Origin of the sequence: Sphingobium sp. CECT 9361, assembly GCF_918741285.1 — a bacterium.
In the GTDB taxonomy this organism is placed as follows: domain Bacteria; phylum Pseudomonadota; class Alphaproteobacteria; order Sphingomonadales; family Sphingomonadaceae; genus Sphingobium.
The window spans coordinates 282,468-304,407 of the sequence record NZ_CAKKNC010000001.1 but is presented as its reverse complement, the minus strand read 5'-3'; the positions used below and the strand labels follow the sequence as shown (position 1 = coordinate 304,407).

Genomic DNA, 21,940 nt, shown 5'->3' with positions numbered 1-21,940 from the left:
TTCTAAATATCCTTTGCGAGACGCAGACCGGTGAACTGCCAGCGCTGATGCGGGTAAAAGAAATTGCGGTAGGATGGGCGCATATGGCCGCGGGGCGTGGCGCAACTGCCGCCCTTCAGGATGAACTGGCCCGACATGAACTTGCCATTATACTCGCCCACGGCCCCTTCCGCTGCGCGGAAACCGGGATAGGGGCGATAGGCACTGCCGGTCCATTCCCACACATCGCCGAACATCTGCGCCAGCCCATCGGCCTGCTCGCAGGCACGGGGACGGGGGCAGCGGGCGTCGTCGAGCTGATTGCCACCATCGGGATCGAAACCTTGCGCCGCACTTTCCCATTCCGCTTCGGTCGGCAAACGCGCGCCTGCCCAACTGGCATAGGCGTCGGCTTCGTACAGGCTGATATGCGCGACCGGCGCAGCAGGATTGACCGGGCGGCGACCGTCATGGCCAAAGCGCGTCCAGCCCTGTGCGTCCTTGCGCCAATAGAGCGGCGCCACGATGCCTTCACGCTGTACCCATGCCCATCCGTCGGACAGCCAGTGGCGCGCATCGGCATATCCGCCATCGGCAATGAATTCCATCCACTCGCCATTGGTGACGGTACGATGGGCCAGCGCGTGCGGGGTTAGCAGCGTATCGTGCGCCGGCCCTTCGCAATCGAAGGCAAAACTATCGTCCGCATGGCCGGTCGTCACGACCCCCTGCCGCCCTTCGATCCACTGGATCGGCTGGGGCATCGGCGCCGGCAGAGCGCTCGGCGCATCCCACATGGCAGGTTCGATAGGGTTCTGGGCAAACAGATGAAGGATATCGGTAAGGAGCAATTCCTGATGCTGCTGCTCATGATGCAGGCCGAGCGTGACCAGCGCCTGTATGTCAGGCGATAGCTTGGGCAATGCCTGGACAAGCGCAGCGTCGACGTGCCGACGATAGCTGAATATCTCCGCCAGCGAAGGGCGCGTCAGCAATCCGCGATGGGGCCGCGCGTGCCGCGCACCTTCCGCTTCATAATAGCTGTTGAACAGATAGGAGAATTTCGGATCGTACGCGACATAGCCCGGCACATGATCGCGCAGCACGAACGTCTCGAAGAACCAGGTGATATGCGCCAGGTGCCATTTTGCCGGAGAGGCATCGTCCATCGACTGCCCGGTGGCGTCGGCATCGGAAAGAGGGTGGACCAGCGCTTCGCTCAGCGCACGGACCGAGGCAAAATGGCTGGCCGGATCGGACCGATGCTGTTTCTGAAATTCGATGGTCACTGCCAACTCTCCCGACGCGGTTGACCGCTCTTCCGGTTATGAAGCGCACGAAATCGAAATTATGTCCCGCCTTTGACGATATTTATCAGCGCGAAGCGCCGGGCACCCACTTCACATCGGCGGCACCATTATCATTTACCCGCCGCGCGAGCACGAATAAATAGTCGGAAAGCCGATTGATATACGCAAGCGCCTGCGGGTTAATCGACACGCTCTGCGCCGCCAGCGTAGCACTGCGTTCCGCACGGCGCACGATGGCGCGCGCCAGATGCACGGCGGCTGCGGCATTCGATCCGCCCGGCAGGATGAAGCTGTTGAGCGGCGACAGACTCTCGTTCATCGCGTCGATTTCCGCTTCCAACCGGGCGACCTGCGTCGCAATGATGCGCAGGGCCATGGGGCTGGGTGTAAAATCTTCGCCGGGCGTCGCCAGATCGGCGCCCAGATCGAACAGATCGTTCTGGATCACGCGCAGCGCAGTGGCTTCCGCCGTGTCACCCAATGCTACGACGGCCACGCCAATGGCGCTGTTCGCTTCGTCGACATCGCCAATCGCCGCCATGCGCGGATCATGCTTGGCAACGCGCGATCCATCGACAAGGCCGGTGGTCCCCGCATCGCCGGTGCGGGTGTAGATGCGATTGAGTTTTACCACGCGCTATTGCTTGCCGTTCAGCAACATCAACAATGCCACCAGCAGCACTGCCACTGCTTGAAAACCGATACGCGCGAACATCGCCTTGTTCTGTTTCAGGCTCGACGCGCTGGGACCGACCTGATCCGATTTCAATTCCGCCTCCGTCGTCTTCAGGAAGGCGACGACGCCGCGCACCAGCATGAAAACCGTCATGAAGGCTGCAGCGATGATGAGGATGACGAGAAATGTGTTCATGGGTCTAATCTAGGTATTCTGCAGCGAAATTCCAGCCGGAAACACCCCGGCGCGCAAATCGTCGCGCAAGCGGGCAGGATCGACTCCACTTGCACGCAATTCCGCCAGTTGGATGCCGCCGGTGCGCTTGGCCAGACGCTTGCCGTCCGGGCCCACCAGCAGGCCATGATGGCGATAGACCGGCGTCGGCAGATCGAGCAGCGCCTGCAACAGCCGGTGGATGTCCGTCGCCGCCAGCAAGTCGCGCCCGCGCAGGACCAGCGTGACGCCCATCGCCGCATCGTCCAGCGTGGCGGCCAGATGGTAGCTGGTCGGCGCATCCTTGCGCGCCAGCACGACGTCGCCCGCCGCCAGCGGATCGGCGAGGATCGGGCCGCGATCGTCATCCTCCCATGTCAGCGGCCCGGCCATCGCCACCGCGCGCGCCATGTCGATCCGCCAGGCATGGGGTTCGCGTGCGATCCGGTCGGCCCGCACATCGTCGGGGACATGGCGACAGGTGCCGGGATAGATTGCCCCTTCCGGTCCGTGCGGCGCCGACGCACTCGCGGCGATATCCGCGCGCGTGCAGAAACAGGGATAGGCAAGGCCCATCGCTTTCAGCCGGTCCAGCGCTGCCGCATACGCTGCCAGTCGCTGGGACTGGAACACGGCCGGCCCGTCCCAGCCAAGGCCCAACCATGCAAGATCCTCCATGATCCCTGCCACATGCTCGGGCCGACTGCGCGCGCCGTCGATATCCTCGATCCGCAAGTGGAACCTGCCCCCGGACCCTCCCGCCAGATCATGCGCCATCAGCGCCGACCAGCCATGCCCCACATGCAACCGCCCGGTGGGGCTCGGCGCAAAGCGCGTAACGATATGCTGTGGCAAGTGCGGCGGCATCATACAGACTCTTGACGGGCGATGGTGGTAATGCTGTCATGCGCATGTCACGTTTATCGGCGATCAGCGCGACAGATAGGGGGTAGAGGCTTTTCTATGTACCATCCCGACCTGATACGGCATCCGGAAAATTGCCCGGCGCTGGTTCTTAATGCGGACTACACCCCGCTCAGCTATTATCCTTTGAGCCTGTGGCCTTGGCAGACCGCAATCAAGGCGGTGTTTCTGGACCGGGTGGACATCGTCGCGACATACGAACGCGAAGTGCATTCCCCCAGTTTCCAGATGAAGATTCCTTCGGTCATCGCGCTCAAACAATATGTGCGACCGTCCGAACATCCCGCGTTCACCCGGTTCAACCTGTTCCTGCGCGACAAGTTTGCCTGCCAATATTGCGGATCGCTGCACGACCTGACGTTCGACCATGTCATTCCGCGCCGCGCAGGCGGGCGGACGACGTGGGAGAATGTCGCGACGGCCTGCTCGCCGTGCAACTTGCGCAAGGGCGGGCGCACCCCGCGCGAGGCCGGGATGCGCCTGCATATTCAGCCGATCCGGCCGACGACCTGGCAATTGCAGGAACATGGCCGCGCCTTCCCGCCCGGCTATCTGCACGAAAGCTGGCACGACTGGCTCTATTGGGACATCGAACTGCTGGCCTAAGCGTCAGGCAGACGGCAGCCAGTCGAGATTGAGGTCGCTGTAGCGGTCGGTATAATGGCCGATCTCGGTCAGTTTCTTCTCGTCCAATATGGTATACAGCCCATCCGATCGAGCGATCAGACCTTCGGCCTCCATTTGCCGGACCATGCGGTTTACATGAACCGAGGTCAGGCCCACCGCGTCCCCGATTTCTTCCTGCGTCAGTTTGAGGTCGAACGTGTCCGTAACGTCGTCATTCATCACCCGCAGGCGATGGACGATATCCAGCAGGAACGCAGCAACCCGTGCCTTGGCCGACGTGCGCCCCAGCGACGCAAGGCGGTCGGTCAGTGCCACTCGCTCCGTCTGCGACAGCACGAACATCAATGCAGCGACGCGCGGATATTCCTCAAGCAAAACCCGAAGGCCCGCCTTGTCGAAGGGACACAGAACGGAATCGGCCAGTGCGACCAGCGACTCCGGTGCCTTGCTGTAAATCGTGCTGGCCGATCCGATGAAATCGCCGGGAAAATACACGCGCAATATCTGGCGGCTGCCGTCGGGCAGGATGATATAGCTCATCACACGACCGTGGCGCAGCACGAACAGCTCGTTCACCGGCTCATTCGTGCGCTGGATTATGACGCCGCGCTTAACCTTGCGCTGCGATTCCTCAAGGCGCGCAAGGGCGCGCCGCTCCGCTTCGTTCAGCGGAATGTGCTTTTCCAATCTTTCTGCGAAACAACTGCCTGTCACGCGCTCACCTTTTTACCAATTGTTACGACGTCAGAACGCCCGGATTGGCTTTTGGCTGCATTTCCTGGCGCTGCATCAACATGAATTAATCGGCGTTTCGCAATTCATGATTTATCGTCAAATAGTTGCGCGCCGCGCGGCATTCGAATTTTTTTGCGAGGGGTGGATGCCTTGCATGGCCCGCAATAGGGCTTATGAAGCGGGATAATGGACCAAATTCACATTCGCGGCGGTGCCCGTCTTAACGGCCGTCTTCCCATCTCCGGCGCCAAGAATGCAGCGCTGACTTTGCTGCCTTGCGCGCTGCTTACCGATGAACCGGTGACGCTGCGCAATCTGCCGCGCCTCGCCGATGTCGACAGCTTCGGCCATCTGCTTAACCAGCTTGGCGTCTCGACCATGATCGAAGGCGCACGGCCCGAAGATTTCGGCCGTGTGATGACGCTGCGCGCGGGTCGGGTCACGTCGACTGAAGCGCCTTACGATATCGTGCGCAAGATGCGCGCGTCGATACTCGTGCTGGGGCCTTTGCTGGCACGTGCGGGCGAAGCGACCGTGTCGCTGCCCGGCGGCTGCGCCATCGGCAACCGGCCCATCGACTTGCACCTGAAAGCGCTGGAGGCCTTTGGCGCGATCATCGAAATCGCGGCAGGCTATGTGCGTGCCAGCGCGCCGGACGGTGGACTTCCCGGCGGCACGTTCAGCTTCCCCGTAGTCTCGGTGGGCGCAACAGAGAACGCGCTGATGGCGGCGGTGCTGGCGAACGGCACTTGCATCCTGGAAAATGCCGCGCGGGAACCGGAAATCGTCGATCTGTGCCGCCTGCTCGTCGCCATGGGTGCGGAGATCGAAGGAATCGGCGGCGGTACGCTGACCGTGCACGGTAAAAAGCGCCTGCATGGCGCGACCTACAGTGTCATGCCCGACCGTATCGAGGCTGGCAGCTATGCGTGCGCGGCCGCGATCACGGGCGGCAGCCTCGACCTGATCGGCGCGAATCCGGGGGATATGCACGCTATTCTGGCAGCGATGCGCGAAGCGGGCGTACATATCGAGGAACTCAAGGACGGTATCCGCGTTGTGTCGGATGGAAAATTGAGGCCTCTGACGATTTCTACCGCTCCCTTCCCCGCCTTTCCGACGGATATGCAAGCGCAGTTCATGGCCATGCTCACGCTGGCCAATGGCGCAAGCGTGCTGACCGAAACGATCTTCGAAAATCGGTATATGCATGTGCCGGAGCTGGCACGCATGGGCGCGGATATCAGCGTCAACGGTCGCACCGCAATTGTCCGCGGCGTCAGCCAACTGACCGGCGCACCCGTGATGGCGACCGATCTGCGCGCGTCGATGAGCCTTATTCTGGCGGGTCTCGCTGCAGAGGGCGAAACCCTTGTCAGCCGCGTCTATCATCTGGACCGCGGCTATGAGCGTCTGGAAGAGAAACTATCGGCTGTGGGAGCAGACATCGAACGCATAAGCGATGGCTGAGACGCCCGCGCTGATACCTTCAGGCAAGATGACCGAGACCGATCGTCTGGCGCTGTTACGCCAGTACGACCTCGATGCCGAGGGGTTCGATGAACTGGATGAAATAACCGCTTTCGCCAGCGCGCTGTGCCATACGCCGACGGCTGTCGTCAGCATCGTCGAAGATACGCGCCAGCGTTTCATTGCGCGCACCGGCATGGATGCGAGCGAAACGCCCCGCGAACTGTCTTTCTGCATGCACGCAATGCGTGGAGAGGGGCTGTTCACGGTGCCCGACGCGACGCTGGACCCGCGTTTTTCGGACAATCTGCTGGTTACGCAATCCCCATATATCCGCTTCTACACCGGCGCCCCCTTGCTGTCGGCGGAGGGTGTGCCTCTGGGAGCATTGTGCGTCATAGATTACACGCCCCGCGAAGGTCTCACTCCATTGCAGGCGCAAGGCCTTGCGCTGCTGGCCCGTCAAGTCGCGGCATTCCTTGAGGCCCGTCGCAAGGACGGTGCTTTTCGGAAAGAAGCGGCCGATCGCGCCCGCGCGCTGGAGGACAGTCAGGGCCGGTTTCGCACGCTGGCCGATGCGATGCCGCAAATGGTGTGGTCCACCCTGCCCGACGGCTATCACGATTATTACAATGCCCGTTGGTATGAATTTACCGGCATGCCGGAGGGATCGACTGACGGAGAGGAGTGGAACGGCATGTTCCATCCTGACGATCGGGAAAAAGCCTGGCAGCTATGGAGCCATTCCCTGGCCACCGGGGCGCCATATGAGATCGAATATCGCCTGCGCCATCATAGCGGTCAGTATCGCTGGACGCTCGGTCGCGCTTTACCGATCCGGGATGTCAACGGGACGATAACCAGATGGTTTGGGACGTGCACGGACATTCATGAGCGCAAAATGGAGATGGAAGAGCGCGAAGTCATCACGCACGAGTTGTCCCATCGCATCAAGAACATCTTTTCCGTGATCGCGGGGCTGATCAATCTTTCCGCCCGCGAGCATCCGGAAATGGCGGATATCGCAGGCGAGCTGCGCGATCGCGTAATAGCGCTGGGCCGCGCGCATGATTTCGTCCGTCCGCACAGTTCTGCATCGGCATCGGAAATGGGCCAGACCAGCCTGTTTGGCGTGATATTGCAGCTTTTGGCGCCCTATCAGTCGGATCGGCAATCGCGCGTCACGCTGTCCGGTGAGGATCAGGTGGTCGATGACCGTTCGGCCACGCCTCTTGCGCTTCTGTTTCACGAACTGGCAACCAACGCCGCCAAATATGGCGCCTTGTCCACTGCCGAGGGCCATATCGATCTTCATGTTTCACGGGACGGCGCCGATTGCGTTCTTCTTTGGCGCGAACATGGCGGGCCAGTCGTCCGGGCACCGGAAAAAGCTGGCTTTGGCACGCGCCTGATATCCTTGAGCGTCGAGCGACAGCTTGGCGGAAAGATCGTGTGGGAATGGTTACCAGATGGTCTGGCTGTTACTCTGCATATTCCGAGCCGCGCAATGAGCCGGGTCGGGGCAGAAACGGCGTAAATCCGGCAATCGACTGATATTCGAACTGCTCGTCGTCATTAGCGGCTCTGGCAAAGGCCAATACCGCTTTTACCGTCTCACTACGAAATGGCTTGGTAATGACACCCAGGGCCGCGTCGGCGGCATCGCCGATCTGCGCAGGATTCGCAGTGACGTAGATGACACGGATGCCGAACTCTTTGGCCAATATTCTGCCGATTTCGGGGCCGGTGGGGCCATCGCGCAAGTTGAGATCTACAAGCGCTATATCGCAAAGTGCGGCGGATTCGATCGCTGCGGCCCTGTCAGCCGCGATGGCACCCACGGATAGCCCGGCTTCGGCCACTATCTCTTCGATTTCCAGAGCAACGAATATTTCGTCCTCAACGATCAGAACACGCATTGTCATTTCATATTGCCAGTTTGAGCAACGAAAATGCCCAATTGCACCAACAGTTCCATACAGGGCGTAATTTTTAGCATGGGCTGTACATCATTATAGCAATGTATCCACCGCATGGAGTGCAAGGCCCACCAATCCGCCGACCAGAGTGCCGTTGATACGGATATATTGAAGGTCGCGTCCCACGGCGTTTTCGAGGCGACTGGTAACGGTAATGGCATCCCATCCCCGCACCGTTTCGCTCACCAGCTTGACGATATTGTCGCCATAGGCCGCTGTCGCGCCGACCGCCGTGCGGCGTGCAAAGCGATTGAGCACGGCGCGCAATTGCCCATCGTCCTGCAACGTGCCGCCCAGTTGACGCAGCGCTTCCCCGAAACGCCCGGCCATCGCGCCGGAAGGATCGCGTGCCGCGCGGAGCAAACCTGCGCGGCCCTGTTCCCACAATCCACCGATCCACCGTTGCATTGCCGGGTTCTCGACGATCTCGTCCCGAATCTTGGCCACGCGCGCTTGCATGTCGGGATCGAACTGCAGATCGAAGGCCAGCTTCTGCAATCCCTCCTCCGCCTTCGCCCGTAGGGGATGTCCGGGGTCTTCGGCCATGTCGTCGAGCAGCTTCTGCAAACCGCTGATGATCGCATTGGCGACATTCTCGTCCAAACCCGTCCAGCGCAAAACCTTGCCCGCCCGCGCATGCACCATTTCGCGGATGAGATGGTCGTTCGCTTCGAGCGTACGTCCCGCCCAGCGCACGATGCCGTCCAGCACCGGCGCGTGACGGCCGTCCCGCATGGCGGCTTCCAGCGCTTGCCCCACCAGCGGCCCGATATTGAGCGCGCGCAGGCGCTGGGCGATGGCCCCCTTGACCATCCCGCCCAGACGTTCCTCATCCAGCGCTTCCAGCAGGTTGGCGGCGAGGCGGGACGCGCCCTGACGCAATCGTCCGTCGCCGGCGGCAGGCTGACTGAGAAAGCGGCCCGCTGCCGACGCTACGTCGACGCGCCGCATCCGGCGCGCCACGACAGCGGAGGTCAGGAAGTTATCGCGCAGAAAGGCGGCAAGCGTATCGCCGATGCGGTCCTTGTTACGCGGGATGATCGCAGTGTGCGGTATCGGCAGGCCGAGCGGATGGCGGAACAGCGCGGTGACAGCGAACCAGTCGGCCAATCCGCCCACCATCGCCGCTTCGGCAAAGGCCTGCACATAGCCGATGGCGGGGTGCACATGAGCAAAGCTGCGCGAGATGGCGAAGGTCAGCGCCATGACGATGAGGACGCCGGTGGCGATGGCCCGCATACGCCGTGCGCCATTGACGGGAACCGGCGCGGGATCGAAGCGAAACAGTTTCATGTTCCGCTCAACGATCCGCGCGCCGTTTCGTTCAGGCAACAACAGCCCGAAATATCCGGTTCATTCGGCAGGCTGCGCCGCTTCGCCATGTGGATGCGCGCCATCCTGTTCGACATCGTCGCCTTTGCGATAGGTCAGCAGGCCGCGCGTCAGGCGGGGGCCGAGCCAGCTTTCGACACCGATGGCCAGGCTGAAGGTCGCAGGGACGATCACCAAAGTCAGCACGGTCGAAAGGATCAGCCCGCCGATAACGGTAATGCCCATCGGCTGACGCCATGCGCCGTCCCCGGTTAGCGACAGGGCAGTCGGCACCATGCCGGCAACCATCGCCACGGTCGTCATCACGATGGGCTGCGCGCGCTTGTGCCCCGCATCGATGATCGCCTCATGCTTCGGCACGCCCTTGTAGATTTCCTCCAGCGCGAAATCGACGACAAGGATCGAGTTCTTCGCCACGATGCCCAGCAGCATCAGCAATCCGATGAACACCGGCATCGAAACTGGCTGGCCGGCGATGTGCAGCGCGATCAGGCCGCCCAATGGCGCCAGCAATAACGACCCCATGTTCACGAACGGCGGCATGATCCGCTTGTAGAGCAGCACCAGCACCGCGAAGACCAGCAAGACACCGGACAGCACGGCAATAACGAAATTCTGGATCATTTCGGCCTGCCACTTGGCATCGCCGACGTTCAGCTTCTGAACGCCCTGCGGCAGGTTCTTCATCGTGGGCAGGGCATTGATCAATTTCGAGGCATCGCTGGTCACGACGCCGGGCGCATAATCGGCACCCACGACGATACGGCGAATCTGGTTATAGCGACGGATTTGCGTCGGCCCGGCCCCGAATTCGATATCGGCGACGACCTTGAGCGGAACCGATCCGCCGTTCGCCGTCGGCACGGGCAGATTCTCGATCGTCGACAGATCCTTGCGCGATCCTTCCTGCAGCGACACCCGGATCGGCACCTGCCGGTCGCTCAGCGAGAATTTGGCACTATTCTGATCGATATCGCCCAGTGTGGCGATGCGGATCGTCTGGCTGAGGGCAGCCGTCGTGACGCCCATGCTGGCGGCCAGGTCCATGCGGGGTTTGATGATGATTTCAGGCCGCTGCATGTCGCCTTGCACCCGCGGATCGCGCAGTTGCTTCAGCCCGGCCATTTCCTTGACCAGTTGATTGGCGGTCTTTTCGAGCAACTCAGGGTTGTCGCTGCCGAACATCATGATCTGATCGCGACCGAAGCCGCCGCCCGATTGCGACTGGAAATTGACACGGGCGTCCGCGACCTCACGGAACTTGGGTGCCACCGACCGCTCCCAGTCGACCGAGGACATGGGCCGATCTTTACGCAAGGTCAGGAAAATGTCGGCAGAGGTCGGCTCGATATCGGCAAAGGCCGCATCGACGACCCGGCCATCCCCCGTTACCATTTCAGACACCTTTTGCGCGACCCTGCGGGTCTGTTCCAGCGTGCTTCCCGGCACCATTTCGATCTTGACCTGACTGAAGTCATTATTGGTCGTGGGCTGAAAGGCCATCGGCAACGTGGCGAACGCAACGATCGTCAGAACGAACGCCAGCACACCCAGGGCGCCTGTCCAAACCCGGTGATCGACGAGCATCGAGCGGACGCGGCGACGCAGCCTGATCCAGGCGCGCGAAAAGCCATTGCGGGCATTGTCGAGCTTATGCTGCCACTTGTCCCAGCCACGTACCCGGTCGGCCGCGCGCTGATCGAGGGACCAGCGCAGAACGCTCATATAGCGATCCATCATCCAGCCTTCGCCATGGGTGGCCTCGCCATGCGCCTTGAGGAAATAGGCGGCGACCATGGGCGTGATGAGGCGCGCGACGGCCAGGCTGAGCAGCACGGAAACCACCACGGTCATACCGAACTGAATGAAGAACTGACCCGAAATGCCCGGCATCAGCGCGACGGGAAGGAACACGGCAACGATGGCCATCGTCGTCGCCAGCACCGCAAGGCCGATTTCGTCGGCGGCGTCGATCGATGCCTGATAGGCGGATTTGCCCATGCGCATATGGCGTACGATGTTTTCGATTTCCACGATGGCGTCATCGACCAGCACACCGGCCACCAGGCTGAGCGCGAGAAGAGAGATGCTGTTGAGCGTGAACCCCATCATGTCCATGAACCAGAAAGCCGGTATCGCAGACAGCGGAATGGCCAGCGCGGAAATCATCGTCGCACGCCAGTCCCGCAGGAACAGGAAGACGATGACGACGGCCAGCAACGCGCCCTCGACCATAGCGGCCATAGCCGATTCATATTGGCCCTTGGTGTAATCGACGCTCGTAAATAGCTGTTTGAACGTGATTTTCGGATTTTCTTTCGAGAGCTTATCCAGCTCCTTCATCGCTTCGTCGTACACCACGACGTCGGACGAGCCCTTCGCTTTTTCCAGGCTGAAGCTGGTAACCTGACGCCCGTTCATCAGCCCCAGCGAGCGCTGTTCGGCAAACATGTCGCGAACGTTGGCAATGTCCGCCAGCTTGACGGTTTGTCCGCCATTGATCGCGATCTGCGTCTGCCCGAGGGCGTAAGCGTCCTGCGCATTGCCGAGCACGCGCACGGACTGTTCCGCTCCGGCGATTTCGGCGCGGCCTCCTGCGGCGTTCAAATTCACTTGCCGCAATTGCTGGTTCACTTGCGACGCGGTTATCCCATGCGCCTGCATCCGGGCAGGGTCCAGAATCACCCGGATTTCGCGACTGACGCCGCCACTGCGCTTGACCGCAGCCATGCCCTGAATGCCCAGCAACCGCTTGGCAACGGTGTTATCGACATACCAGCTCAGCTCTTCGAGCGTCATGTCGGTCGCTTCGGCGCTGAAATAGGCGATTGGGCCGCCGTCGATATCGACGCGGGTGACCTGCGGTTCCAAAATGCCATCGGGCAAATCGCTGCGGACCTGATCGACGGCATTCTTCACGTCCGCCACGGCGCGATCGACCGGCGTTCCGATGGCGAACTGCACAAATGTGCTGGAACTGCCTTCGCTGGCGACCGACGTGATTTCGTCGACCCCACTGATGGCGCGAACAGCCGCCTCGATCCGCTGGGTCACTTGCGTTTCCAGCTCCGACGGCGCAGCGCCCGGTTGCGTTACGGTGACGTTGACGGCGGGAAAGCTGATGTCCGGATTATTGTTGACGTCCATCCGCATGAAGCTGACGACACCCGCCAGCAGCAGCGCCACGAACAGCACGATGGGCGTGACCGGATTGCGGATGGCCCAAGCCGATATGTTGCGAAAGCTCATTTCTTTGCCTCTGTTCGCGCGGTGCGCGGCTTAACCGGCTGTCTTCTGTGAATCGGTCTTCTGCAGTTCCGGCTTCACCTTTTGACCCGGATTGAGGAACGCGCCTGCCGAAGCGACGATGCGTTCCTTTCCGTTCAACCCACTGGTGACGGCAACTCCGGCGCTCGATACCTGACCGACCGTAACGGCGCGACGCTCGACCTGATTCTTGGCATTGACGATGTAGACGTAATTGCCAGCAGGATCGCTTTGCACCGCCGATTCCGGCAGGAGCGGCGCGTCGCCGGTGCTGGTGACGATGCTGACGGCCGCGAAACCGCCCGGACGGATCGCAGGGGTATACGGCACGGCGACACGGGCAATGCCCTGACGGCTCACCGGATCGATCACGGGGGAAACCTGCCACACATGGCCTGCCACGCTTTGCGTTCCGCCGACGGGCGTAACGCTGGCAGGAACGCCAGACCGGACACGCGCCAGATCGGCTTCGCTCAGCATCGCGCGCAATTCCATTTCCCCATTCTTGGCGACACGGAACAGGACACCGCTGCCGGTGCCGACCACCTGGCCCGGCTCGACGGCGCGCGTCAGCACGAGGCCCGATGCCGGCGCCCGTATATCGAGACGTCCGTTGCGCGCGCGCTGTTCGGCAAGCTGCGCCTGTGCGACACCCACCCTCGCGTTAGAGGCAGCAAGCGTCGCCTCCCGCTGGTCGATATCGGCTTGCGAGATAAATCCGCGGCCCACCAGTTGCCGCGCACGGTCCAGTTGCGCCTTGGCAAGCTTGGCATCGGCCTGCGCTACAGCAATCTGTGCCGCGAGAGACTTGGCCTGTTCGGATTGCACCGAGCGTTCGATGACGGCGAGCGTCTGACCCGCGCGCACCCAGTCGCCCGGTTGCACCAGCACACGCACCACCTGCCCGCCTTCGCCAACGACACCCACAGGCATGTCGATACGGGCGTTGAGCGAACCGGTAGCCGTCACAGTACGCTGCACCGAGCTTTGGCCTGGGCTGAGCACGGTCACGACCGGCGCGCTGACAGCGGCACCGCCCGCCGAATCGGCGGCACCGTCGCTCTTTTTTCCAAAAGCCAGGGCAGCGGCGATCAATACGACCGCAGCAATCACGATGGCGATAATGATCCGCCGCCGCTTGCGCGCGCGATCTTCGTCGATGCCCATCGGTTCCATGTTCACATCGCTCGCGAACTGTGTCTCGTAATTCATGCCCGTCCACTTTTATGCGCGGTGGCCAAATCCCCAGATCTGGCCCCGACTGCCCGCAGCTGTATTATCTGAATATAGCACCGTTCTCAAGCGAGAAAAGTGCCCCGTCGTTTACGATAGATTATGCAGCGAACCCAGCGCTGAATGCGCTGGTTTTGCGGCGTTTGCAAGCCCTCTGGCCGCTCCGCCACATGCCACCTGGGTGCTGTGGTAACGCAAACACAGTTCGATCCGAAACGATGGGTAATCATCCTGTCGTTTCGCTTTCGCACAAATTGATTCTTTGCAAAGCGCAGATACCGAAAAAGGCCCGCCCCACAGGGGGCGAGCCTTTCATAAATCAGACCTGTCGGAAATTTAGCGGACGCGACCGCGACGCACCAGATTCACGATTGCCAGCAGAACGACCGCGCCGACGAACGATGCCAGCAGCGACGACAGGCTAAAATCGCTGTTGTTGATGGTGCCGCCCGACAGGAACAGACCGGCCAGGAACGCACCGACGATACCGACGATAATGTTCAGGAAGATGCCCTGCTGCGCATCCGTGCGCATGACGATGCTCGCGAGCCAGCCGATGACGCCGCCGATGATGAGCCAGATGATAAGATTCATGATATTCTCCTCCGCCGAGCCCCTCTGCCCGGATAATACGAGGAGCTAAACGGCGAAAACCGCGGCGCGTTCCACGCTTTGCAGAAAAGATATTTCGGTTGGCGATCTATTCCCGGCGGGTCTTTCGCTGGCTTGCGCACGAAAAAAGCCGCCTGCAATGGGGGCGCAGGCGGCTTCCTCAGCATCCTCTCACGGACGTTGGCTCCTGGGGGAGATCAGTATTTCTGCTGGCGCTCGTACAGCGATTTATAATGCTGGATGCGCGTGACGCGCAGCCCCGGCATCCCCGAACGATCGACGGCGCGCTGCCATCCGGCGAATTCTTCCAGCGTCAGCGAATAGCGGGCGCACGCTTCATCGACGGTCAGCAGACCCCCGTTGACGGCAGCCACAACCTCTGCCTTGCGGCGGACGACCCAGCGGGTCGTTCCTGCGGGCGGCAGGCTGTCGAGGGTCAGCGGCTCCCCTAGCGGCCCAACCACTTGGGCGGGGCGGATTTTTTGGTTCTCGATCATTCTCACCTCAATAACGGCACCGGCATTCCAAACCCTTTGGCTTTCGCTGTTCGGATCATGTGGCCATTGTGGACCACAGCATTGAACAACGACTAAAGCGCCACGGTAAACGCCAAATTCATCACTCTTGCCCCACCGTTAACTCCTTCGCGACCCGCGGGTTGAAACTGCCCGCCAGGCAATTGGCGTCGATCACGCCCAGTGTGCGTGCCCCGAAAATCCGGGCCAGCACATGAACTCTGTCGTCTTCCCGATCCTGCCCCCGCAGGAAGGATATCATGCACTGTCCCGTCGGGCTGGCCGCCTGCTGCGCGGCCGATGCCGCCAGCAGGACGGAAAGCTCCACCGGGCGAACGGCATCCGCTGGCAACGCAGCGGAGCCTTTCGGGGCAGCTATCCTGGAAAAACTCAAATCCATGAGTCTGTCGTAGAGGGGAAAGGATAAGGTGCGGTAAAAACAGCGGTCATAACCTGTTAGGCGATCTGAAGACGGCGTTAAGCAGGGTGGAAAAGTCCCGTATTCCGGGCTATGGGCAGGCGATCATGCAGGGTGATTTTCAACTGGAAGCGCCGATTTCGGCGCGCCGCATCGTCGTCGCCATGTCTGGCGGGGTGGATTCGAGCGTCGTTGCGGCGCTCGCGGCGCGTACCGGCGCGGAGACGATCGGCGTCACCTTACAGCTTTACGATCATGGCGCAGCGACCGGACGGACCGGCAGTTGCTGCGCGGGGCAGGACATTCGCGATGCGCGCGCGGTCGCCGACCGACTCGGTATCGCGCATTATGTCTTCGATTATGAAAGCCGTTTTCGCGATTCGGTAATCGCCGATTTTGCCGACGAATATATGGCCGGGCGCACGCCCATCCCCTGCGTCAAATGCAATATGGGGGTGAAGTTCACCGATCTGTTCGCGCTGGCCCGCGATCTGGGTGCCGATTGCCTCGCCACCGGCCATTATGTTCGCCGCGTGATGGGGCCGCACGGCGCGCAGTTGCATCGCGCCGTCGATCCGGCGCGCGACCAGAGCTATTTCCTCTTCGCCACCACCGCCGCGCAGCTCGATTACCTTCGCTTCCCCCTGGGCGGCATGCCCAAGCCGCAGGTACGCGCGATTGCCGAGGAACTGGGCCTGTCGGTGGCGCTCAAGCCGGACAGTCAGGACATCTGCTTCGTCCCCGATGGCGATTATGCCAAGATCGTGCGCAGCGTCCGCCCCGATGCGGACGACGGTGGCCCCATCGTCCATATCGACGGGCGCGTTCTGGGCGAGCATCGCGGGTTGATCCACTACACCGTCGGGCAGCGCAAGGGGCTGGAAATCGGCGGACAGGCGGCACCGCTCTACGTCATCCGCATCGATCCCGCGCAGCGCGCCGTGATCGTGGGGCCAAAGGCGGCGCTGGCCGTGGCTTCCGCCACGCTCACCGATATCAACTGGCTGGGCGACGATTTTACCGGCCCGCTGACGGCCAAGGTTCGCTCGATGGCGCGCCCGGTGCCCGCGCGGCTGGAGGATGGACGCCTCATCTTCGACACACCGGAGCTAGGCGTCGCGCCGGGTCAGGCGGCCGTGCTGTACGATGGCGAGCGCGTTCTGGGCGGCGGCTGGATCGCGGAAACGCAGGCGGCGGTGCTGGAAATCGCCTAGCGATCCTCCAGCAAACAGCCGAACCCCTTGCGCCAGCGCGCCGTGCGCTTCGCCATCAATGGCACACGCCCCGTCACTGCTTTCTCCTCCGGCACATCGCGGATCGACACGATTTCCATCCCCGGCTCGGTATCGCCCTTGCAGCTTTCCATGCTGCGCCCTTCGACATAGCGGCAGGAACAGGTCATGCGTGCGCCATAGGCTGCCCCCACCTGCGCCTGCGCGGTCCAGCCGCGCCAATGCCACGCGATGAACGCCAGCAGCGCCACACTCAGGATCGACGCGCCGATGCGCCATTTGCGACTGTTCGACATGTCTCCCCTTTCCGCCCCTTTCCGCAATGCCACGCCATGCTATGAGCGGCGCCATGAAGACGAAATCTCTGCTGCGCGCAAGCCTGTGCTTGGCGCCCCTCGCCTTGTTGGCCTCCGCCGTGCCGGGCCAGAGCGAACCGGCGGGCCAATACACCGTGACCGCCGATAGCGACGTATCGGAAACCGCACTGCGCGGTGCCATCGACGCGATTTTCGATGCGGACGATATGGGCGACACGCGCGCGCTGCTGGTGCTGCACGATGGAGAGATCGTCGCGGAACGCTATGCCCCCGGCTTCGGCCCGGAAACGAAGCAGTTGTCCTGGTCGATGGCAAAGAGCGTGACGGCGGTGCTGATCGGCCTGATGGTGTCGGACGGTCGCCTTGCACTCGATTCGCCTGCGCCCGTCCCGGCGTGGAATCAGGCAGGCGACCCACGTGGCGCGATCACGCTGCGCCAATTGCTCACCATGTCATCGGGCCTCGCCCATGCCGAGGATGCGAGCGACGCAGGCGGCGCCATCGCCAGGACCGACACGGCGCGCATGCTCTTTACCGATGGCGCGGGCGACATGGCCGGCTATGCCGAAGCCAAGCCGATGGCGCAGCAACCCGGCGCGCATTTCAACTACAGCAGCGCGACCAGCGTGATCCTGAGCGACATTCTCACCCGGATGCTGACCGACAGCCCGGACCCGGAAACCCGCCGCGCCGCAATGATGCAATTCGTCGAAGGGCGGCTGAAACAGCCTGTCGGCCTGCCCAGCCTGACGCCCGAGTTCGACGCGCGCGGCACGATGATCGGCGGCAGCATCATGCACATGACCGCGCGTGACTACGCAAAGTTCGGCGAGTTCCTGCGCAATCGCGGCCGCGCCAACGGACGACAGATCCTCTCCGCTCGCTGGGTCCAGTTCATGACCGCGCCCAGCGCCCGCGAACCGGCCTATGGCGGCCACATCTGGCTCAACCGCGAGAGCGACAACGCTACCCTCTTCCCCGGCACCGGCCCGCGCAGCCTGTTCGGCTGCGTCGGGCACAACGGTCAATATATCCTGATCTCCCCCCGCCAACGCCTGACCGTCGTGCGCTTGGGCGTGTCGGACAGCGAAGAGCGCAAACCGCTGCGCAAGGCGTTGGGGCGATTGGTGGAGTTGTTTCCGGGGTAGATCCCGCAAAGAAATAGCGACGCTTACACGCTCAAACGCTAGTCATACTTTCGATAAGGTCGGCCGCGACCAATTTCACGGGCAGTTCGATGCGGAAGCCTTGTCTCAAACCGTTTAAGTTGTTTGAGGCAGTCGGGATCATACTTCGCCGCGCGCCGCAGCCAACGGCGATAAGATGCTAAGTCACCTCTATTGAATGCACTCATTGCTAGATGCTGGGCAGCATATTCGTAACCGCCCTGATCGGCCCGGTAGAGGAGACCTGCTTGACTGAATTGGTCGCACATCCGTCCCGCATAATCGAAGGTACCGGCCAAGGTCGCCATTGCACCAAAATCTTTGCCCAACGCGAGGTGCCAAAGGATTGGCGTAAATAGGCCACATCCATGATCATCCTTGATCGACCAATATCTCTTCCAGAGTACGTCGCGCTTGGCAGGATCACTACGGGCTTTCATACCAGCAAACTAAGCAGGCTATTGCTCACATGAAAGCCCCATTAGTATCCCTAAACCCGAAACGTCCCCTCGATCACCGTAACGCACTGTCCGCCCAGGACTGCGCGGTCGCCGTCCAGTCGACATGTCAACCGACCGCCGCGCTTGCTTGCCTGAAACGCAGTGAAGCTGTCGCGACCCAATCGCTTTGCCCAATAGGCCGTGAGCAATGCGTGCGCCGATCCCGTGACCGGGTCTTCGTCGATCCCCGCGCCGGGCGCAAAGACGCGGCTCAGGATATCCGTATCGGTGCCGGGTGCGGTGGCGATGTAGAGGATATCGCCCGGATCGATGGCGCGCAGCCGATGAAAGTCCGGCGTCAGCGCCAGTATCTCCTCCGCACTGGCATAGACGAGCAGGCTGTAGCCACCGTCGCGCCAATGCGTTTCAACCGGCGCACCGCCCACCCCTGCAACGATCTCCGGCAATTCCCGCGGCACCATATCCCATGCGGGCAAGTCCAGCGCATAGCCCGCGCCATCGCGCCGCACTTCCAATATACCCGCCTTGCGCGTGCGGAAGCGGATGCTGTCGCCCTGCATCAGGGCATGACCGCTCGCCAGCGTCGCATGACCGCACAGCGCGACCTCAACTGCTGGCGTAAACCAGCGCAGTTCATACTCCGCTGCCCCGGTCGTGTCGGGCACGGTGAAGGCGGTTTCAGCGAGGTTATTCTCCGCCGCCATCGCCTGCAGCAGGTCATCGGGCAGCCATGCGTCGAGCGGCATGACCGCTGCGGGATTGCCGCTGAACGGCGCGTCGGCAAAGGCATCGACCTGAAAGAAGGGGATTGTCAGCATGATCGGGTCCAGATGTTGGCAGGCATAGGAAAGAAGCGGACGAAACGTCGCACAACCATAGTCGCCCACCAAGAGCCAGTCAGGTCGAAATGGCTACCGGGGGAGCAGACGGATCGACATGCCCTTCGGGATCGGGATGGATCAGGATTTCGACACCCGGGAAATCCCGCTCCAGCCGCGCTTCCACTTCATCCATCACCCTATGCGCTTCGAACACCGACATCGCCGGATCGACCCAGACGTGAAACTGCACGAACCGCTGCGTCCCGCTGGACCGGGTGCGCAGATCGTGAATGCCTTTCAGTTCGGGATGCTGCGCGGCAATCGCCAGAAAGCGGTCGCGCTCCTCCAATGGCCACTCCCGGTCCATCAGATGGTCGATGGCGGTATTGGCGGATGTCCACGCCCCCCATGCCAGCCACAGGGCAATCGCAACCCCGAACAGCGGATCGGCACCGCGAATTCCGGCATATTGCTCCAGCGCCAATGCTGCAATGACGGACAGGTTCAGCACCAGATCGGACTGATAATGCAGGCTGTCGGTCCCGATGGCGAGCGACCCCGTCCGCACGATCACATGCCGCTGATAGGCGATCAGGCCGATACTGAAGACAATCGCGATCACCGACACGCCGATGCCGTAATCCGCCGATGCGACGACATGCTGCCCGGTGAAATGATGTGCCGAGCGCCAGCCGATGGCCACCGCCGCCACCGCGATCAGCGCAACCTGAAACAACGCCGCCAGCGCCTCTGCCTTGCCATGGCCGAAACGGTGATTGTGATCCGCCGGTGTCGCCGCCACCCGCACACCCAGCAAGGTGACTAGGCTGGCGACCAGATCAAGGCCCGTATCCGCCAGCGATCCCAGCATCGCCGCCGACCCCGTGCGCGATACTGCGAACAGCTTCAGCACCAGCAGCAGCGACGCGACCAGCACGCTGGCCATCGCTGCCCGCTGCGCAAGATTACCCGTCACGGGTAGAGCAGGCATTCGGTCCAGCCGTCCTCGGTCCGCATGAACAGCCGCCGCTCATGCAGGCGATGCTCGCGATCCTGCCAGAACTCGATACGCTCCGGCACCACGCGAAAACCCGACCAGTGCGGCGGGCGCGGCACGCTGCCGCCGTCGAACCGCGCCTGCATCTCTTCAAAACGCGCCATGAAGGCTTCGCGCGCATCCAATGGCCGCGACTGATCCGAAGCCCAGGCACCCAGTTGCGAATCGCGCGAGCGCGTTGCGAAATAGGCGTCGGCGGTGGCGTCATCGACTCGCTCGACCGGGCCTTCGATCCGGATCTGCCGTCGCAGCGATTTCCAGTGGAACAGCAGCCCGACATGCGGATTGGCGATGATCTGCGCGGCCTTGCGCCCTTCCAGATTGGTGTAGAACACGAACCCGTCCGGCCCATGACCTTTCAGCAGCACCATCCGCACGGAGGGAAAGCCCGTGCCATCCGCCGTGGCCAGCGCCATGGCATTGCTGTCATTGATCTCGCTCTTCCGCGCCGCTGCATACCAGCGGTCGAACAGAAGGAAGGGATCGTGGATATCGGCGTCATTGTCGGTCATGCAGGCTATGTAGGCACGGTGCATCGCACTGTCGAGCGACGGTTGGGGCACGGATTTCTTGTTTTGCAGCGCGCTTGAAGCGCGACAGGCGGCTTTCCACATGATAGCCCCCCGTCACCCTTCAAAACGAGACATGTAAAAAGGCGAAAATGGCTGATCCCTACAGCACACTGGGCGTAGCGCGCGGCGCGAGCGAGGCGGAGATAAAAAAAGCCTATCGCACGCTGGCCAAGACGCACCATCCCGACCGGAACAAGGACAATCCCAAAGCGGCGGAACGCTTTTCGGAGATTACGCAGGCCTATGACCTGCTGACCGACAAGGACAAGCGCGCGCAGTTCGACCGGGGCGAGATCGACGGCAACGGCAATCCGACCAGTCCTTTCGGCTTTGGCGGCCATCCCGGCGGCGGACGCCCCGGCGGGAGCGGCGATTTCGAATTCAGTCAGAGCGGTGGCGACTTTGGCGATATATTCGAAGGCCTGTTCGGTGGCGCGCGTGGCGCATCGCCCGGCGGCGGCTTTGGCGGTTTCGGGCGCGGCGGTCGCGCGGCCCCTCCCCCCAAAGGCGCGAACATCGCTTATCGTCTTGCCGTCGGCTTCATCGACGCAGCCACCCGCGCGCCGCAACGAATCACGTTGCAGGATGGCAAGACCATCGACGTCAAGCTGCCCGCGGGCGTCGAAACCGGCACGCAAATGCGGCTGGCGGGCAAGGGCCAGCCGGGACCGGGCGGCGCGGGCGATGCGATCATCACCATCGACGTCGGCACCCACCCTTTCTTCACCCGCGACGGCGACAATGTGCGCCTCAACCTGCGCATCACGCTGGACGAAGCGGTGCGCGGCGGGAAGGTGAAAGTGCCGACTGTCGAAGGGCCGGTGATGCTCGGCATTCCTGCCGGATCGGCATCGGGCAAGACGCTGCGCCTCAAGGAACGCGGCTTTACCGCCAAGGATGGCAAGCGCGGCGATCAGTTCGTCACGCTGATGATCGACGTGCCTGCCGACGACGCAAAGCTCAACGATTTCCTGTCCAACTGGCAGGACAAGCGCACCGTGCGGGCACATTTGGGCGTGTAAGC

22 protein-coding genes are annotated in these 21,940 nt (G+C 62.1%); 6 read left to right on the top strand and 16 right to left on the bottom strand.

The annotated features are described in order from the left end of the window. Positions 1-2: 2 nt before the first annotated feature. From egtB to gluQRS, 4 genes are all read right to left on the bottom strand, one after another. On the bottom strand, positions 3-1,268 hold the full coding sequence (gene egtB / locus LQ220_RS01305; RefSeq protein ID WP_230186475.1) for an ergothioneine biosynthesis protein EgtB: 1,266 nt from the start codon (positions 1,266-1,268) through the stop codon (positions 3-5). 85 nt (positions 1,269-1,353) lie between these two features. After that, positions 1,354-1,923, bottom strand: coding sequence for a cob(I)yrinic acid a,c-diamide adenosyltransferase (locus LQ220_RS01300; RefSeq protein WP_230186474.1), 570 nt, complete (start codon positions 1,921-1,923; stop codon positions 1,354-1,356). A 3-nt stretch (positions 1,924-1,926) separates the two neighbouring features. Beyond that, positions 1,927-2,160 carry a twin transmembrane helix small protein gene (locus LQ220_RS01295; protein WP_230186473.1) on the bottom strand — a complete coding sequence of 78 codons (234 nt, stop codon included), beginning with the start codon at positions 2,158-2,160 and terminating at the stop codon, positions 1,927-1,929. A 9-nt stretch (positions 2,161-2,169) separates the two neighbouring features. After that, the gene (gluQRS, locus tag LQ220_RS01290; RefSeq protein WP_230187221.1) at positions 2,170-3,045 is read right to left on the bottom strand and encodes a tRNA glutamyl-Q(34) synthetase GluQRS; all 876 of its coding nucleotides are present in this window, start codon (positions 3,043-3,045) and stop codon (positions 2,170-2,172) included. A 96-nt stretch (positions 3,046-3,141) separates the two neighbouring features. Here gluQRS and LQ220_RS01285 point away from each other — a divergent pair, with 96 nt between their 5' ends. Next, positions 3,142-3,708: an HNH endonuclease gene (locus LQ220_RS01285; RefSeq protein WP_230186472.1), complete on the top strand. Its 567-nt coding sequence runs from the start codon at positions 3,142-3,144 to the stop codon at positions 3,706-3,708. Between the two features lie 3 nt (positions 3,709-3,711). Here the strand turns inward: LQ220_RS01285 and LQ220_RS01280 are convergent, their stop codons facing one another. Continuing rightward, the gene (locus LQ220_RS01280) at positions 3,712-4,443 is read right to left on the bottom strand and encodes a Crp/Fnr family transcriptional regulator (RefSeq protein WP_230186471.1); all 732 of its coding nucleotides are present in this window, start codon (positions 4,441-4,443) and stop codon (positions 3,712-3,714) included. Between the two features lie 207 nt (positions 4,444-4,650). Between LQ220_RS01280 and murA the strand changes: the two genes are divergently transcribed. Then, the gene (gene murA, locus LQ220_RS01275) at positions 4,651-5,934 is read left to right on the top strand and encodes a UDP-N-acetylglucosamine 1-carboxyvinyltransferase (RefSeq protein ID WP_230186470.1); all 1,284 of its coding nucleotides are present in this window, start codon (positions 4,651-4,653) and stop codon (positions 5,932-5,934) included. After that, positions 5,927-7,471: a PAS domain-containing protein gene (locus LQ220_RS01270; RefSeq protein WP_230186469.1), complete on the top strand. Its 1,545-nt coding sequence runs from the start codon at positions 5,927-5,929 to the stop codon at positions 7,469-7,471. Before murA ends, LQ220_RS01270 begins: the two co-directional genes overlap by 8 nt. Here the strand turns inward: LQ220_RS01270 and LQ220_RS01265 are convergent. The 7 genes from LQ220_RS01265 to LQ220_RS01235 all read right to left on the bottom strand — a co-directional run bounded on the left by LQ220_RS01265 (position 7,416) and on the right by LQ220_RS01235 (position 15,272). Beyond that, positions 7,416-7,859: a response regulator gene (locus tag LQ220_RS01265; protein ID WP_230186468.1), complete on the bottom strand. Its 444-nt coding sequence runs from the start codon at positions 7,857-7,859 to the stop codon at positions 7,416-7,418. The genes LQ220_RS01270 and LQ220_RS01265 overlap by 56 nt on opposite strands. An 87-nt stretch (positions 7,860-7,946) precedes the next feature. Then, complete coding sequence (locus tag LQ220_RS01260) at positions 7,947-9,206, bottom strand: DUF445 domain-containing protein (RefSeq protein ID WP_230186467.1); 1,260 nt, start codon at positions 9,204-9,206, stop codon at positions 7,947-7,949. Positions 9,207-9,266: 60 nt separating this feature from the next. After that, on the bottom strand, positions 9,267-12,494 hold the full coding sequence (locus tag LQ220_RS01255; protein WP_230186466.1) for an efflux RND transporter permease subunit: 3,228 nt from the start codon (positions 12,492-12,494) through the stop codon (positions 9,267-9,269). A 30-nt stretch (positions 12,495-12,524) separates the two neighbouring features. Then, positions 12,525-13,724, bottom strand: a complete 1,200-nt coding sequence (locus LQ220_RS01250) for an efflux RND transporter periplasmic adaptor subunit (RefSeq protein WP_230186465.1) — start codon at positions 13,722-13,724, stop codon at positions 12,525-12,527. 357 nt (positions 13,725-14,081) lie between these two features. Further along, positions 14,082-14,339 (bottom strand): GlsB/YeaQ/YmgE family stress response membrane protein, encoded by a 258-nt coding sequence (locus LQ220_RS01245; protein ID WP_230186464.1) that lies wholly within the window; start codon positions 14,337-14,339, stop codon positions 14,082-14,084. 215 nt (positions 14,340-14,554) lie between these two features. Continuing rightward, positions 14,555-14,854, bottom strand: a complete 300-nt coding sequence (locus LQ220_RS01240) for a DUF1153 domain-containing protein (RefSeq protein WP_230186463.1) — start codon at positions 14,852-14,854, stop codon at positions 14,555-14,557. Between the two features lie 121 nt (positions 14,855-14,975). After that, positions 14,976-15,272, bottom strand: a complete 297-nt coding sequence (locus LQ220_RS01235; RefSeq protein ID WP_230186462.1) for a hypothetical protein — start codon at positions 15,270-15,272, stop codon at positions 14,976-14,978. 125 nt (positions 15,273-15,397) lie between these two features. On the opposite strand from LQ220_RS01235, the gene mnmA reads away from it, so the two are divergent. Then, positions 15,398-16,504, top strand: coding sequence for a tRNA 2-thiouridine(34) synthase MnmA (gene mnmA / locus LQ220_RS01230; protein WP_230187220.1), 1,107 nt, complete (start codon positions 15,398-15,400; stop codon positions 16,502-16,504). Here the strand turns inward: mnmA and LQ220_RS01225 are convergent. Next, positions 16,501-16,818 carry a hypothetical protein gene (locus LQ220_RS01225; RefSeq protein ID WP_230186461.1) on the bottom strand — a complete coding sequence of 106 codons (318 nt, stop codon included), beginning with the start codon at positions 16,816-16,818 and terminating at the stop codon, positions 16,501-16,503. The genes mnmA and LQ220_RS01225 overlap by 4 nt on opposite strands. A 53-nt stretch (positions 16,819-16,871) precedes the next feature. Here LQ220_RS01225 and LQ220_RS01220 point away from each other — a divergent pair, with 53 nt between their 5' ends. Further along, on the top strand, positions 16,872-17,987 hold the full coding sequence (locus tag LQ220_RS01220; RefSeq protein ID WP_230186460.1) for a serine hydrolase: 1,116 nt from the start codon (positions 16,872-16,874) through the stop codon (positions 17,985-17,987). Positions 17,988-18,495: 508 nt separating this feature from the next. Here the strand turns inward: LQ220_RS01220 and LQ220_RS01215 are convergent. The 3 genes from LQ220_RS01215 to pdxH form a co-directional block, all read right to left on the bottom strand. After that, a complete protein-coding gene (locus LQ220_RS01215) occupies positions 18,496-19,284 on the bottom strand; it encodes a PhzF family phenazine biosynthesis protein (RefSeq protein ID WP_230186459.1) in 789 nt (262 codons plus the stop codon). Between the two features lie 79 nt (positions 19,285-19,363). After that, a complete protein-coding gene (locus LQ220_RS01210) occupies positions 19,364-20,278 on the bottom strand; it encodes a cation diffusion facilitator family transporter (protein ID WP_230186458.1) in 915 nt (304 codons plus the stop codon). Further along, the gene (pdxH, locus tag LQ220_RS01205; protein WP_230187219.1) at positions 20,260-20,835 is read right to left on the bottom strand and encodes a pyridoxamine 5'-phosphate oxidase; all 576 of its coding nucleotides are present in this window, start codon (positions 20,833-20,835) and stop codon (positions 20,260-20,262) included. Before pdxH ends, LQ220_RS01210 begins: the two co-directional genes overlap by 19 nt. 170 nt (positions 20,836-21,005) lie before the next feature. Between pdxH and LQ220_RS01200 the strand changes: the two genes are divergently transcribed. Continuing rightward, positions 21,006-21,938, top strand: a complete 933-nt coding sequence (locus LQ220_RS01200; RefSeq protein WP_230186457.1) for a J domain-containing protein — start codon at positions 21,006-21,008, stop codon at positions 21,936-21,938. Positions 21,939-21,940 lie beyond the last annotated feature (2 nt).

What these genes read in the sequence shown, in the direction of transcription:
- murA (WP_230186470.1), top strand. Translation starts at nt 4,651, where the DNA reads ATGGACCAAATTCACATTCGCGGCGGTGCCCGTCTTAACGGCCGTCTT.
- LQ220_RS01225 (WP_230186461.1), bottom strand. Translation starts at nt 16,818, where the DNA reads ATGTCGAACAGTCGCAAATGGCGCATCGGCGCGTCGATCCTGAGTGTG.
- LQ220_RS01255 (WP_230186466.1), bottom strand. Translation starts at nt 12,494, where the DNA reads ATGAGCTTTCGCAACATATCGGCTTGGGCCATCCGCAATCCGGTCACG.
- LQ220_RS01245 (WP_230186464.1), bottom strand. Translation starts at nt 14,339, where the DNA reads ATGAATCTTATCATCTGGCTCATCATCGGCGGCGTCATCGGCTGGCTC.
- LQ220_RS01215 (WP_230186459.1), bottom strand. Translation starts at nt 19,284, where the DNA reads ATGCTGACAATCCCCTTCTTTCAGGTCGATGCCTTTGCCGACGCGCCG.
- LQ220_RS01210 (WP_230186458.1), bottom strand. Translation starts at nt 20,278, where the DNA reads ATGCCTGCTCTACCCGTGACGGGTAATCTTGCGCAGCGGGCAGCGATG.
- LQ220_RS01220 (WP_230186460.1), top strand. Translation starts at nt 16,872, where the DNA reads ATGAAGACGAAATCTCTGCTGCGCGCAAGCCTGTGCTTGGCGCCCCTC.
- LQ220_RS01250 (WP_230186465.1), bottom strand. Translation starts at nt 13,724, where the DNA reads ATGAATTACGAGACACAGTTCGCGAGCGATGTGAACATGGAACCGATG.
- LQ220_RS01200 (WP_230186457.1), top strand. Translation starts at nt 21,006, where the DNA reads ATGGCTGATCCCTACAGCACACTGGGCGTAGCGCGCGGCGCGAGCGAG.
- LQ220_RS01240 (WP_230186463.1), bottom strand. Translation starts at nt 14,854, where the DNA reads ATGATCGAGAACCAAAAAATCCGCCCCGCCCAAGTGGTTGGGCCGCTA.
- LQ220_RS01235 (WP_230186462.1), bottom strand. Translation starts at nt 15,272, where the DNA reads ATGGATTTGAGTTTTTCCAGGATAGCTGCCCCGAAAGGCTCCGCTGCG.
- LQ220_RS01260 (WP_230186467.1), bottom strand. Translation starts at nt 9,206, where the DNA reads ATGAAACTGTTTCGCTTCGATCCCGCGCCGGTTCCCGTCAATGGCGCA.
- LQ220_RS01265 (WP_230186468.1), bottom strand. Translation starts at nt 7,859, where the DNA reads ATGACAATGCGTGTTCTGATCGTTGAGGACGAAATATTCGTTGCTCTG.
- LQ220_RS01270 (WP_230186469.1), top strand. Translation starts at nt 5,927, where the DNA reads ATGGCTGAGACGCCCGCGCTGATACCTTCAGGCAAGATGACCGAGACC.
- LQ220_RS01295 (WP_230186473.1), bottom strand. Translation starts at nt 2,160, where the DNA reads ATGAACACATTTCTCGTCATCCTCATCATCGCTGCAGCCTTCATGACG.
- mnmA (WP_230187220.1), top strand. Translation starts at nt 15,398, where the DNA reads ATGCAGGGTGATTTTCAACTGGAAGCGCCGATTTCGGCGCGCCGCATC.
- LQ220_RS01285 (WP_230186472.1), top strand. Translation starts at nt 3,142, where the DNA reads ATGTACCATCCCGACCTGATACGGCATCCGGAAAATTGCCCGGCGCTG.
- gluQRS (WP_230187221.1), bottom strand. Translation starts at nt 3,045, where the DNA reads ATGCCGCCGCACTTGCCACAGCATATCGTTACGCGCTTTGCGCCGAGC.